Genomic DNA, 14024 nt, shown 5'->3' on the forward strand with positions numbered 1-14024 from the left:
AGCGGGAAGTCTCGAGTGCAGAAGCCCGCGACGGTCGGTTGCCAGGGCGGCGGCCGGGCTCATATCGAGAATCTTGTCGTTGATGGACTGCACCGGTATTAGCTGCGGGGACATCGTCGGTTCTCCTTGCCCTTTGCGATCCGGCTGCCGATCGGCCTGTCCGGGTGCTCTGACGGGAAAGGTACGCGAGCTGTTCGATTGCTCCATTCTACGCGCGGTTAGCGCCCTAGATTGTCGGTTTGGCCGCTTCATACCTAGGTATGATCGCTTCGAGGTGCGGTATGATATGTAGTGGCTACCAGGTGACCGGCACGACATTCCGCGGGACCACGAAGGGGCTCTTTCAGACCGCTGCCGAGGGGGACTTTGGCGACATCAATTCGACTCGTGTGATAACGATATCCGAAATGGGAACGCTCAATCATCGGCGACGGTTCTGTCCATGAGCCGCTTTGGTCTGCGGTTCTTTTCCGCTCTCCTCGCCTTTGCCGTTTTTCTGGTCGACGTCCTCACTCCGCTCGAGGGCGCTGTGGCCGTTCTGTATGTCGTGGCGATCCTGCTGGCGGCGAAGACGACACATCGCGAAGATATCCTCGTCGCGGCAACCTGCTGTGCCATCCTCACCATAGCCGCCTATGTGCTGTCGCATGGTTTGAGCTCGATTAGCTCGCCCGCGCTGCGCGCGGCCGTCAGCCTCGCTGCGATCGCCATTACGACGATGCTCGCATTGCAGAACCAGGCGGCAACGATGCGCCTCGCGGCGCAGGCCCGCCTGCTTGATCTCTCGCACGACATGATCTTCGTCCGGGATCGGCGCGGAATCATCTCATTCTGGAACCGCTGCGCGGAGGAAACCTACGGATGGTCCGCCGACGAAGCTATCGGTCGGGTGGCAGACGAACTTCTGCAAACCGCCTATTCGGAACCCCGGAATGCCATCGAAAAGATCCTGATCGAGAGCGGTCGCTGGGAGGGTGCGGTCAAGCAGCGCACACGAGACGGCGTGCTCCTCGACATTGAAGCACGATGGGCCTTGCAATACGACCATCTCGGCAAGCCGCTCGACGTCCTCGAGACCCTCACCGACGTCACCGATCGCGAGCAAGCTCATGCGGCACTGGTCCAAAGCGAGCGACGCTACCGGCGAATGTTCGATGCGAGCCGCATCGGCATCGTTGAAGAAGACTGGACCGGGGTCCGCGCGGCGCTTCGGGACGTGAACGTGGAGGCGGATATCGATGGATATCTGAGAAGCAATCCCGACTTCGTCCGCAAAGCCAGGTCGCTCGCCAGGATAAAGGACGTCAATCCGGCGCTGCAGAAGATGCTGGGCGCCACGAATCGCTCCGCCCTTCTCGCCAGCGTCAACGATCTCATGAGCGAAAGCGAACGCACTTTCCTGGGTGCACTTGTAGCCTTTGCCCACGGCGAGCCCTTCTACGAAGGCGAGACGGAGCTGGTCGCACTCGACGGGCGAAGAATCCCGGTCCTATTCACGATTACCTTTCCGACCGAGCCCGAGGGTGACGGCAATGTCCTCGCATTCGTCGTCGACATCACCGAACGCAAGCGCTCGCAAAATGCGCTGTTGGCCGCACAGGCCGAGCTCGCTCACGCATCGCGCGTCGCCACCATCGGCGAACTTACCGCCTCGATCGCTCATGAGGTGAACCAGCCGCTGGCGGCCATCGTGACCAGCGGCGAGGCCGGCCTGCGATGGTTGCGGCGAGATGTACCGCAACTGGACGAGGTCGCGTCCGTCATCGGACGAATCGTGAGCGAGGGCCGCCGGGCGAGCGAAATCGTCACCCGCATCAGGGCGTTCCTGAAGAAGAAGCCCGCAGAGCAAGACATGCTGGGAATTGCCGAGATCGTCTCGGAGGCAGCGACGCTGGTCGAGCGCGAATTGTCGAAGGAAGATGTTTCGTTGAACATCGAAGTCAGGCCGGATCTGCCCCAAATCCGCGGCGACCGGATTCAACTGCAGCAAGTGCTGGTCAATCTCCTGATCAACGCCGCCCAGGCGATGGCGCACCGGAGCTGGCCCCGGATCGTCACACTGCGCGCGGAGCTTGCCGAAAGCGGAGACCTCCTCGTGTCGGTGCAGGACACCGGCCCTGGTATCGAAGCCGCGGACGTGCCGCGACTTTTTGAGCCATTCTTCACGACGAAGCAGGACGGAATGGGCATGGGACTTGCGATTTGCCAGACAACGGTGGAAGGTCACGGCGGCCGATTGACGGTAGAGAGCGTCCCGGGCGCTGGCGCCACATTTCGCCTTACGATGCCCGTCGCGCAACGACAGACGAAGCCATGACACGACTGATCAGCAAAGGACCCGGCGTGGCCAGCTCAGCGCAGAGCCCGGTTGTGATGATAGTCGATGATGACGCGGCCATTCGCGCCTCGCTCGACAGCCTCTTCCGGTCCATCGGCCTTGAGACCCGCCTCTTCAGCTCACCCAGCGAACTGCTCGGGGGGACGTTGCCGGACGGCCCAGCGTGCATCGTCCTGGACATTCGGCTGCCCGGGGTGAGCGGCCTCGATCTCCAGGGCCAGTTGACGAGACAGGGAATCGATTTCCCCATCGTCTTCATGACGGGCCACGGCGACATTCCCATGTCCGTCCGAGCGATGAAGGCCGGCGCTGTGGACTTCCTCTCGAAGCCGTTTCGCGACCAGGACATGCTTGATGCCGTGACCTTGGCACTTGAACGTGACACGCAGCGCCGGACCCAGTCTGCGGCCCTGGACGATCTTCGTGCCCAATACGAAACGCTTACGTCCCGCGAACGCGAGGTAATGGGTTACGTGACCGCTGGCTTGATGAACAAGCAGGTGGCTGGCCTGATGGAACTTAGCGAGATCACGGTGAAGATCCACCGGGGCAACGTCATGCGCAAGATGGGGGTTCGCTCGCTTGCCGATCTCGTCCGGAAGGCCGAGGCCCTTGGAGTCTCCCAAACCCGGGGTAATACGGAGCAAACTTGAGTATAGTTTTGGCGAGACGTGCTCAGGTCCATAGTAAGCCACCAGCCGCTCTCCGGAGACAGACCGTCCCCGCTCGACATGGCGGTTCAGGACGGAGCTGATGGCAAATATCCCTGTTATCGCAATCGTGGACGACGACGAGGCCGTGCGCACGTCGCTGGCGAGCCTCGTCCGCTCTATCGGCTACGAGGCCTCGACCTATGAGTCCGGCATCGATTTCCTGAATCGGCAAAGCGAAGATCCGTCATGCATGATCGTCGACGTCCAGATGCCGGTGATGACGGGCGATGAACTGCAGGCGAGGCTGGTCGAGGCCGGCCGAAGGTTTCCGATCATCTTCATGACCGCCTTTCCCACCGACGCGGTCCGTCAGCGCGTGTTGGCCGCGGGCGCCCATTGCTGTCTCAGCAAGCCGACCGGCGGCGACGAGATCATTCGCTGCCTCGAAGAGGCGATGGCAGGCCACGCGGCCCAATAGCCTGCTTCCCGGCTCGCCGGCCTCACATTGCGCGACGTGCGTTCCTGCAAGTCGACTGATGGACCGGAAATACGGGTCCAACGACAGCTTCATAGTGCACCCATTCGACAGATCGGCGGGGCTGCAGCTCAGCTCGGCCGCCATGGGGCAACGCAACGATGCAAGCGAAGGCCGTCAATGCGATCGAAGCGCGCTCGCAACTCCTCGCCGGAGTTTCCGCGAACTCCTGGGCTTTCGCCATTCGTGTCTGGCTGACCTGTCTCGTGGCCCTCTACGCCAGCTTCTGGCTGCAGTTGGAGGTGCCCTCGTCAGCCGCAATCAAAGTCGCAATCCTCGCCTTGCCGACGCGCGGCCAAGGCCTGGAGAAGGCCGGCTTCCGGCTGTTCGCGACGGCGATCGGCGTCGCCGCGTCGATCGGTATATCGCCGGATTCTTCTCACAGACCGACGGGCTTCTCTAGGCGGTGCTCGGCGTTTGGGTTGGCCTCTGCGTCTGTGGCGCCGCGCTCGTGATTGGCGTCCATGCGGTCGCGTTCATCAACGACGTCCTGGCTGCGCCCGACTATCACCCGGTGATGACGAGCCGTCTCGAAGCGTTGCGGCGCCAGATCATGAACTACGCCGCGATCGCTGTCTTTGCGAGATCGATCCAGATCGGAGCCACACGTGCATATAATTCGCGCGTGGCTTCTATCGACATGGGCCCTTCCTCGATCCCGAACATCTCAAGGCGCCTGGCCCGGCTCAAAGGTTTGGCGAAGGATCCTACCAACCCCGCCCGCAGCCCGGCTGGTCCACGAGATCGTGACTGAACCGGAGAATAGATTTCAGACGAGCCAGCTCAGATCTCGATGCTGGGAGCGAGCGCCACGATCGATCCGACCACCATCTTAATGGCAGATCCTGCCACCTCGCATCGCGCGCCAGTGGAGCATGCACCTTCCAGAAATCGCCAAACTTACCCTCACCTCTTGCCACGTCCTTTTGAAGCACTCTGATGCAGCCACGCCCCAAGTGCAGGCTTCAAAGAGGGAGGACTTTTGCCGCGCCGACACGGGGCTACATGGAGTTCGCTCTTGTACCAAGCGCCTCCGTATTGCCGAAGATAGCCACGCGGATGCTTGGCTGCTCACGAGTCCTGAAATTCCTTCAAGTCGAGCCGCAAACCTGCTTTGTTGGCTTGATCTGCTGTGACGTAAGGCAGGCCGTAATAGCTCAGCTTCGGGCTCCAACGTCCGGTTTGGCCCGGGTAAGGGAAGGCATAGGTCCCTCCGCCCGCAGCCGCTTCGCGGGATATCACGACGGCAGCGAGCTTTCCGCCGCGGTCGAAGACGAGATCGGAGACATAGCCGTAGCCCTGTCCTGCCTGCAGCCGCGCGTAGTCTCCGATGACTTTCGAGATCAAGAACTCGTGAGGCTCGGCCTGTGCGGTACCAGGCTCGGTGAAGAGGCCGTATTCTCGCGACCTCAAATCGGAAAAGTCGGCCACGATAGCGCCTTGGTGAAGCGGACGCAGTACGCGCTCAAACGGAATTCGGGAGATAAACTCCGGCTCATTCTTGGTCCGAAGGCCTTCGACCAGCAAGTAAACAATCTGCCCGTCGTCTGCCATGGTCACGTTTCGGACGGCTCCCAGATACTCTCCTTTCAGGGAGAACACTGCACTTCCGAGCAGGCGGGACGCTCGATACCCGTCATACACCGTGTTGGCGAACTGCGAATGCGCCGGCTGCTCCGCCGCAGTTGATGTTGCCGTCTCTGCCCGTGCGGGGCCAGACAGAAGGGAGCTTGAGATTGTACCGATGAGAATCAGAAGAGGAATCCTGCTCTTTGCTTGCATTCCAGCGCTCCTACGATCCAGCGTCACCGTACGTTAATCGCTCAGGGCGCTCGAAGTTCTAGGTGCTCTTAGCGAATGGTTCGCTGCCGTGCCAAGGAACGGTCCAGCGACTAACTTCGTACCCAGTCATCATCTCAGCTCCGGCCGATCCAGGTGGTTTGGGCCCCGTCAGGTTTCTCCTGACGATAGTTCACCTTCAGCCCGACTGGGACCGGACGGCGCACGATGCGGCCCCGAGATAACGCAGCAGCGAGATGGGCTGCCTCGTGTAGCAGCCCATCGAGGCGATATTTTCCGACAAACACGCACGCGAGTGACGACGCGGCGGCCGTGAGGGCCGCGTTTGACGACGGTGCGCAGCTTGCACACTTTCCGGGAATGATATCGATGGTGATGGTGATAGTGGCGTTGATACTGCGCTTGCACCAGGTCGGACGCTGCCGCCGGAGCAATCGGACTCGCCGGCGCCGCATTGGCTGGAACCGAGAGTGTGCCGAGCGCGAGCAGGACGGCAATAGCGAGACCATGAGCGAGTTTATTCATGAAGTTCCCTTACAAGATGCCCCCATCGTCAGTGTTGCGTCAGCCGGTGAATACGAGATGAACGATACCGTCTTGCAGACTGCGTTGCGCCGATCAGTCGCACGATCTGCAGCGCGTCAGAACTTTTCGCCGGGATACACGCCCCACAATCTCGTCTGCCGAACGTAGCCTGCGGAAGTGTCTGCTCGAACGTAACACCACACGCCGGTACAGGTATCCACCATCACGAGGACGCGCGGCTCGACGACGGCGTTGACGGCCGAATTCGGCTTTGAGCGGTTTCGAAGACGGACCGACTTCGCTGCAGACCAAGGAGCAACCAACGCGGCCCTCCGGCCGGACAGCAATGCGCCCAGCATCCAACCCTCCTCACCATCGGCGTCGCGGATGCGCCGCCAATTTCCGTACTCTGCGAGTACCTCCACGGGAAGATGGCGGCGAACGAAGGTCCATCGCAGCGGATAGCCGATGCCGGGTCCTGCGCGAACGTTGGCAGGCTTGCTCTTCACGGAGGCGAAGCGGGGAATCGGAAGGCCGCTCCGTTCGACATGCCCGGAACCGGACGCCGAGCCGAACGGGCTACCGAGCAGGATCGCCAAGACGCTCCCTGCTGCGATGATCGACCTCTGCGATGGCCGCCGCTTTGATATGTTCCAATTCTGCGACTCTGATCGTTCCAATGCCTTCAAAGCCAAACCTTCTCCCGATGATCGTGCGACACCGCGCGGTGAGCGAGCGGATGGTTGCGAGGCCAATCTCTTCAAAGCTCTTCGACGCCGGTGCGCGACATCTGCATAACCCGGTGGATACCAGATTTGCGCTCGAGATTTGTACGGTAGAGGACCAAGCGCGAGATGGAGTCGAAAACGATGCTCGCCACATGCACCGTAGTTAACCATCTCTCCGGGCTCGCCAAGTTTCTGCCGTCGTTCACCGTTGCACTCGATCGTTTCGGCTCCTCACCTCCCGGAAAGACCTCCATGCCGCCGATGTCGCGCAGTCGTATCACTCATATTTCGCTGCTTGTCCGCATGATGCTGCTGGCTGCCGGTTCGGTCGTTCTCTTCGACACCGAAGCGCACGGAAAGACGCCGCCGGCGGCGTTCCACTCCAGCTCTCGTGCCTGCAGCTCAGAGCGCGTGCTGCTCGCGCAGACCACCCCGTCGCCAATGAAACGAAGCCGGTCTTTGCCGCATCAGAGCGCCCCGACCTCCGATGCTCCCGATACGATCGGCCGTTTACCGTCGTCGGGGAAGGCGGCACTCTCCTTGCCGCCTGCTGCGACCTCTCGGAACCAGTCTCCCGATTTGCGCTTCGCTCAACAGCCGACGCGGGCGTCCACAGGGGTCGACGACTTGAAAGAGACCATCGGTCTTGCCCGTCGCGGGAAGACGGAGATGGCGACGGCACGCAGTGGTAGAATTCGTGACCGTGCAAGCCGTAAACTGGCGGAGTGGGTGATTCTGCGTTCGGACGACGATGCGATCGACTTCCAACGCTACGCGTCATTCATTCGCGCCAATCCGTCTTGGCCCGGCCTCGATCGTTTCCGCCGACGCGCAGAAGCCAGGCTGTGGTTCGAGCCGCACGGGGCCGAAACCGTGCTCATGTTCTTCTCCGAGCGTAAACCGTTGGGGCCGCTGGGCAAGCTCGCGCTCGCACGAGCATCGTCGGAGCGCGGCGATCAGGCCGCGGCCCGACAATACGTCCAATCCGCCTGGCGCAATGGCAGCCTCTCCGCGCAGTCAGAGGTGCAAGTGCTGGCGCGGTTCGGGCACCTGCTCACAGCGTCCGATCACAGGGCTCGCATGGAATCTCGCCTGTACGCGGACGACATCACGGGGGCGCTGCGTGCGGCGAGCCGCCTCACGGCAAACGACCGAGGAATCGTGAAGGCGCGGGCAGCCGTTATCCAGAATGCCGGCACCAGCGGCGCCTTGCTCGACGCAGTAGCGCCGACAGCGCGCATTGAGCCCGCTTACCTCTTCACGCGCATCCAGTGGCTTCGCCGCAAGGACCGCATTGCGGAGGCCGCTCAACTTATGCTTTCGGCGAGACTTCGAGCATCCGTTTCCGACAATGCCGACGTCTGGTGGGTCGAGCGCCGCATCCTGGTGCGTCGATTACTCGATGACGGCAAGGCGCAGATCGCCTACCGAATTGCGCGCGACGCCGCTTCTCCTTCCAGGGAGAGTCTCCGTGTCGACCAGACGTTCACGGCGGGGTGGATCGCGCTGCGATTTCTGAATGACCCCCATCTGGCCATACGGCATTTCGCGCGAATCGCGAGGACGACGACTCATCCCACCTCGCTCGCACGCGCGGCGTACTGGCTCGGACGAGCTGCAGAGGCGGGCGGTGATCGGGAGAAAGCGCGCGGCCATTATGCCGCCGCATCGAGACGCGCCGCGACGTATTACGGGCAACTGGCAAACGCCCGATTAGGACGTCGCGACGTTTCATTGCCTCGACCGCCAAGCCTCGGTCCAGCAGAGCGCGCAAGCCTTTCCAGAAGCGATCTCGTTCGCGCAGTCGAACTGCTCTACGCGACTGGCAACAGCGATCTGGCGATCCCGTTCGTCGCCGACCTTGGCCGTACGGCCGACATCGGACTGCTGACGATCATCGCCGAACGCCTCGCCGAGAGGCGGGATGCGCGTGCGACCCTCGCGGTCGGCAAGGGGGCCCAGGCGCGCGGCTTTGCGCTGGATCGGTATGCATTTCCCAATTTCGGCCTGCCCAATCACGCCTCCATCGGTCCGAAGGTAGCTGCCAGTCTCGTCTACGCGGTGGCGCGGGCGGAAAGCGCTTTCGACAAGGGCGCGCAATCGACGGCAAAAGCGTCGGGATTGATGCAGGTGACGCCCGCGGCAGGCCAAACGATCGCCCGCCGGCTGGGCATCGCATTCGAGCCCGGGCGGCTGCGAAGCGATCCAGCCTACAACGTACAACTCGGATCCGCCGAGCTCGCAGATCTTCTCAAGACATATGATGGGAACCACATCCTCGTTCTGGTCGGCTACAACGCAGGCCGTGGGCGCGTCAAGCAATGGATCGCACGCTACGGCGATCCCCGAGATCCGAGCGTGGACGTCATCGACTGGGGCGAACGTATCCCGTTCACCGAGACGCGCATTTACGTGCAGCGCGTGATGGAGAACCTTCAGGCCTATCGGTCACGCTTCGACGAACGCGCGACTCCTGGCATCGAGGCGGACATGCGGGGCGGTCCCTAGGAGGATCGTCTCACCGGCTCGTAGAGAGCGATCCGCCCCGCTTTACCATCCGGGGTCATTCCAGGAAGTGTCGCATTCTGCCTTTGGGGAAGAAAGTTGCCGCGCACGCGGCTAACCCTGGCTCTGAGGATCTCTGCCGGTTTCATCGGAAGGACTGCGATCGCTCTCTTCACGCCCTGGTTGAGACCCTCCCGTCTTTCTGAGCTCTCGCTCCAGGGCGCGCTTAAACCTGAGCTCCTGACGCTCTACAAGCAAGTAAGCGCCCATGAACGTCACAGCAACGAAGATGGCAAGTGAGCTGCCGCTGGATGTTGTGAATCGTGCAATGAACAGCCAAGCTGCCAGGCCGGTTAGAGTTCCTACAAAGGATGCAGGGAGTAGAGGCCGCCCCACCTCCCGCAGGGCGGCCTGCAAGGCTTTCATGCGGAAGTTGCGGTCGATCGGCTGAGAATACTGGCGCATTGACCACCTTCTGAGCTCAACGCTGCGGCTCCAAAACGGGCCCGCGGCCACTGCCTTCGGTCGGCGAACATTTCCATGCTTGATTCTGCCACATTGGAGAGACTGGACAATCCGCGAATGTCTTTGCGAACGAGCGGATGTACGGTCACGTACCAACTTCCAGAGGCAGCTTGCCTCCACAGCGGCATCGGAGCGCCCCACGACGAACGATTGCCTCTAAACTTCGAAAGTCTTCAGCTGGGCTGATGCATGACGCTTTTTAGAATGCTCTCAAGGCGCATCTAGTCGCCGCGCAGCAAGGCTCTTTCGGGGGTATAGCACCTCCGTTTTCGTGCGGCAGCGTACCGACTAAATTGAAGTTCGCGCGTTTGGTCCGATTGCTTGGCTTGAGACGGGGTGGCTTTTATGAGCAAATGGGACGCGGTCTAGAAAACAAGAGACGCACGATCGCCGAGAGGGAGGCCGGCCTTCAACGAGGGCCGGCCAACTGTTTTGGTCGGCTGTGAAATGTCCCGGGTCTGGGGCCGAGCCTCGATCAGCGTAACGCAAGGCTGATGAACCTCGCGGCTGCGGCGACATCGCCCGTGCGCAAGCCTCAGTTCGCTGCATGCACAATTTTCATGAAAACTCGTGTGGGCACGTCGGAGAAGCCCCACGCGGCAGATCGAAGACGTCGCCGGCGCGACGTTAAGGGCTGGCGGGCTCCGATGCCCGACAAAGTCTGTACACTGCCGTACATCTCATATCCCGACCTCCCTAACCCTGGAAACCAAGGTAGCGGGCTTTGGTTGACCGCATTCTGAAGGTGACAGGAGCCAGACATGCGTCAAATCACACTCGCTCTTTCTCTCACGGGGCTGATAGCCATTTCGCCTGCCGGCATTCAGGCTGCACCCTTGACAGCGCTCTCGGCGGCGGCGAACTCTGCTGAGCAGAGGTCGGTCGTGCGTGATGGTCTCACACGGGTTCACTGGCGTGGCGGTTGGGGCATCGGCGCCGGATTGGTGGCGGGCGCATTGATCGGCTCAGCGATTGCCACTCCTCATTACTATGCGGGGTACAGGCCTCTCTACGGGTACCGCTATCCATACGGTCATGGCGGTTACTATCCCGCGTACAGCTACACACCTTATTGGGGTGGCTACGGCTGGGGACCGCAACCCTATGCTTGGGGCCCACGCCCCTGGCGCTACAGCTACGGCTGGTCCGCACCGAGGCCGTGGGGCTATGGAGTCCGGCGTGCGCACCCGTGGCGACACAGCTACGGGTGGGCGCCACGACATCACCGGAATCATCATGGAGTGATCCGCGCGCACCATCGGTGGTGATGGGCCGCCCTCACGAAGTGCCCGGCGCGATCGGGCGTAGCCGCGCCGGGCAACGGGGGGTTTAGCTGCAAACCTCCGCAGAACTAGAAACCATTCCTGCGTCCGCCGATTGAAAAGGCCGGCAGGGAACGATGGAGAGTTCAATGCAAGCCCAAGCAATGATCAGCACGCATCCGCAGGTTCGCGGAAATACAAACGACGCTCTCATTCGCTGCATCGAGGAGTGCTACTCCTGCGCACAGACATGCACGTCCTGCGCGGACGCGTGTCTCGGGGAAGACAAGGTACAATCCCTAACCCAATGCATCCGGCTGAATATGGACTGCGCCGACATCTGCAACATCACCGGGAGGATCGCCACCCGCCGAACCGGGTCGGACGAGGAGATGATCCGCAGAATGCTCGATGCCTGTGCCGCGGCGTGCCGGCTCTGCGCCGAGGAATGCGAAAAACACGCTGAGATGCACGAACATTGCAGGATCTGCGCCGACGCGTGCCGCCGGTGCATGAGCGCTTGCGAAGAAGCGCGGCCCAGCCTCGCACATTAGATGAGCCTCGCGTTCGCCAGCAACGTCATGGTACACTGATAGCGACCCGGGGCGATATCCCGATCATTGTTATCGTGCTATTTCTAACGCTTTCGCTGCCGTCGAACTTGGCGGTGGCGGCCGCGGCAATGGCCCAGGTTTCTCTGGGCGCAAACACCCGCGACCTCTGTACGATTGAAGCGGAACCGGCTTGTCGGGGCGTTTATCGGACCGTGCGTTTCGTAACCCAGCCCAGGGTCGATCCTTGGACAATGATGCTGAACAAAACGACAGCATAGGTCGAGGCGAGAATGGCGGCTTTCGCCGGGCCATCCGGCAGTGACAAGGCAAGTGCAACAGAAATCCCGCCACGAACACCGGCCCACGTCAAAAAGGGCGCGTTGCGCATCGAGAGAAGCCGCGTCCATCCGAACAGGAAAGGCTGCACTGCAACCGAAACGAAGCGAGCGAAAAGAACGATTGGCACAGTCGATGCCGCAAGACCGAAGCTGCGAAGATCAAAGCGCAGGATCAGCGTCTCCAGCCCAATTAGTAAGAACAGGACTGAATTGAGAATTTCGTCAATGAGCGTCCAGAGTGCGAAAAGATAACTTTGTGTCTGCTCACTCATCGCATAGCGCGGTCCTCGATTCCCGATGAGGAGGCCTGCCGCCACCATGGACAGCGGCCCACTGACGTGCAAGTGGAGCGCAATCGCATAGGTTCCGGTGACAAGAGCGAGCGAGATCAGTACTTCGATCGCGTAGTCATCGATGAGCCGCATCGCGCGATACGCGACATAACCCGTCAGCAAACCCAGCACGATCCCACCACCAGCTTCGCGGATGAGCAATTCGGCGACCTCCGTGCTCGAAACATGCGCGCCTCCCTCGGAGCTCGCAAATCGAAGCAAGATCGTGAACAGGACGATGCCGACGCCGTCGTTAAACAGTGCTTCGCCTTCAGTTTCGATCTTGAGTTCGCTCGGTACGTTAGTGTTGCGAAGTGTGCTCAGGACGGCGACGGGATCTGTCGGGCTGATCAAGGCGCCGAAGACGAGGGCCCAGGGCAGCGACATGGGTATTTCCATGAGGCTGCAGATGCACCAAAACAGAGGGCCAACGGTCGCCGTTGAAATCGCAGTTCCGAATACGGCCAAAATGAACACAGGAGCGGCGCGGCTCCTCAGGGTCTCCAGATCCACATGCAGTGCGCCGGCGAACAGAAGAAACGCGAGCATCCCGTTCACAACGATCTCTGCGAAATCGATCTGGCGGAGACCCTCCGAAAGCCGTTCGAGAAGATGAACGGTGGGAATTGCCGCGTCCAAGCCTATGAGAAACAGCGACGCCGTGACGCTTATCACCAGAAGTCCCACGCTGCGAGACAAAGGCAGGAATTTGTGATTGAGCCAGCCAAATACCGCGGACAGCGTCAATAGAATGGCCGCAATATCCATGAGCGAAAGCACAGCCGAACTCCACTATCAGTGGCTGGACGTCTGACGTTGCCGCGTCCATGAAGGCAAGCGTCTGCGGCCAAGACCCTGGCACAATTGATAGTGGCCTTTCACTCCCCGGTCCATTCGGGAGATGAAAGAGTTCAGATAGGGTGCGAGGTCGCGATTTGCCGTCGTGTCGGCGCGACCCGTACAGAGATGACCAACCTCTGCGTGAATTCAGTGAGGACGAATCAGTCCAGGGGCCGCTTAACCCTGGTCGTTTGAGGCTTACCGCCGAACGTACTTCCAGATGATCGGCGGGCCGCGACTTCCAGCGCCGCGAGGCCGAGCGCGGAGAGCGCCGCGACGAAGACGAGTAGTAGCAGACTGCCGTCCATTCAGGGAACCATTTCTGATTTGCGCTCCCGCAGGGAGCTCAGGCCTGGATGTGCGGTACCGTCGCAGCCGGCACCATGTAGCCGTCGATCAAGCCATTGCATACGCGGATAGCAGCAAGCAGGCGACGTACACGCAGGCAAGGGCCATCCCGGTGGTCCGGGCTGTGCGGGCGTCTGCTCGCGAACCTGCTTTTGCTCTGAGCCGTGGCAGCTGCTGATACTGCGCAAAAAGTTGCCGGCCGACGCGTCCTCGAAAGAGTACGTTTCTCATATCAGCCTCCACGATCGACCGATCCGCCAAATGTGCGCTCACCAGAACGAGTCTGTCTCCCGTGAGGGAGCACTTGGTCGGCCAGTGCAACGATACCGTAGTGGGCGGCAGCTCGTCGCACAGTCGGGAGAACAGTTGATGTCTGTCGGGATAATCCTGACATGCGCCGGACGTCCCGTGGGCGCGATGTGGATCGTAGCTCAGAGGGCGGTACCCGGGCCTGCTTGGTTCAGCCAGCCCACCGCGACGCCGTAGCGAACAATGTCGGCACGCGTGAACAGCCCAAGCTTTTCCACGGCTCTTGCCTTGTAGGTTTCCACCGTCTTGATGCTGATGTTCAGCTGGTTGGCAATTTCCTTGTTGCTGAAGCCTTGGGCGATGAAGCGCAGGACTTCGCTCTCCCGGGGCGTCAGCTCACTGGCAGTTGTCCCGGCAGACGGATGAGCGCCGGCAGAAGAAGGAAGGGCCTTCTCCGCGATTGCGGGATCCAGATACAGGCCTCCACTGGCG

At 61.2% G+C, this 14024-nt stretch carries 9 protein-coding genes and 1 pseudogene; 6 read left to right on the plus strand and 4 right to left on the minus strand.

Features of this window, described 5'->3' with window-relative positions; all coding sequences use genetic code 11:
* The first annotated feature begins 442 nt into the window (after positions 1-442).
* From JHD07_RS00920 to JHD07_RS00935, 4 genes and pseudogenes are all read left to right on the plus strand, one after another.
* On the plus strand, positions 443-2317 hold the full coding sequence (locus JHD07_RS00920; RefSeq protein WP_291618027.1) for a PAS domain-containing sensor histidine kinase: 1875 nt from the start codon (positions 443-445) through the stop codon (positions 2315-2317).
* The gene (locus JHD07_RS00925) at positions 2314-2991 is read left to right on the plus strand and encodes a response regulator transcription factor (protein ID WP_291618030.1); all 678 of its coding nucleotides are present in this window, start codon (positions 2314-2316) and stop codon (positions 2989-2991) included. Before JHD07_RS00920 ends, JHD07_RS00925 begins: the two co-directional genes overlap by 4 nt.
* A 100-nt stretch (positions 2992-3091) precedes the next feature.
* The gene (locus tag JHD07_RS00930; RefSeq protein ID WP_291618031.1) at positions 3092-3469 is read left to right on the plus strand and encodes a response regulator; all 378 of its coding nucleotides are present in this window, start codon (positions 3092-3094) and stop codon (positions 3467-3469) included.
* A gap of 158 nt (positions 3470-3627) precedes the next feature.
* A pseudogene (locus JHD07_RS00935) lies at positions 3628-3849 on the plus strand (FUSC family protein); the annotation flags it as partial.
* Between the two features lie 748 nt (positions 3850-4597).
* Here the strand turns inward: JHD07_RS00935 and JHD07_RS00940 are convergent.
* Complete coding sequence (locus tag JHD07_RS00940) at positions 4598-5308, minus strand: PRC-barrel domain-containing protein (RefSeq protein ID WP_291618034.1); 711 nt, start codon at positions 5306-5308, stop codon at positions 4598-4600.
* 659 nt (positions 5309-5967) lie between these two features.
* On the minus strand, positions 5968-6450 hold the full coding sequence (locus JHD07_RS00945) for an SH3 domain-containing protein (RefSeq protein ID WP_291618036.1): 483 nt from the start codon (positions 6448-6450) through the stop codon (positions 5968-5970).
* A gap of 255 nt (positions 6451-6705) precedes the next feature.
* Between JHD07_RS00945 and JHD07_RS00950 the strand changes: the two genes are divergently transcribed.
* Both JHD07_RS00950 and JHD07_RS00960 read left to right on the plus strand, forming a co-directional pair.
* Positions 6706-9087: a lytic transglycosylase domain-containing protein gene (locus JHD07_RS00950; protein ID WP_291618038.1), complete on the plus strand. Its 2382-nt coding sequence runs from the start codon at positions 6706-6708 to the stop codon at positions 9085-9087.
* Positions 9088-11008: 1921 nt separating this feature from the next.
* Positions 11009-11425, plus strand: a complete 417-nt coding sequence (locus JHD07_RS00960; RefSeq protein ID WP_291618042.1) for a four-helix bundle copper-binding protein — start codon at positions 11009-11011, stop codon at positions 11423-11425.
* Between the two features lie 202 nt (positions 11426-11627).
* Here JHD07_RS00960 and JHD07_RS00965 read toward each other — a convergent pair whose 3' ends face one another.
* Together JHD07_RS00965 and JHD07_RS00970 are read right to left on the minus strand one after the other, a co-directional pair.
* Positions 11628-12875, minus strand: coding sequence for a sodium:proton antiporter (locus JHD07_RS00965; RefSeq protein WP_291618044.1), 1248 nt, complete (start codon positions 12873-12875; stop codon positions 11628-11630).
* 839 nt (positions 12876-13714) lie between these two features.
* Positions 13715-14024 (minus strand): response regulator transcription factor (locus tag JHD07_RS00970; protein ID WP_291618045.1); only part of this gene is annotated, 310 nt, incomplete at its 5' end.

It is taken from the genome of Bradyrhizobium sp. (assembly GCF_016462955.1).
Taxonomy (GTDB): Bacteria; Pseudomonadota; Alphaproteobacteria; order Rhizobiales; family Xanthobacteraceae; genus Bradyrhizobium.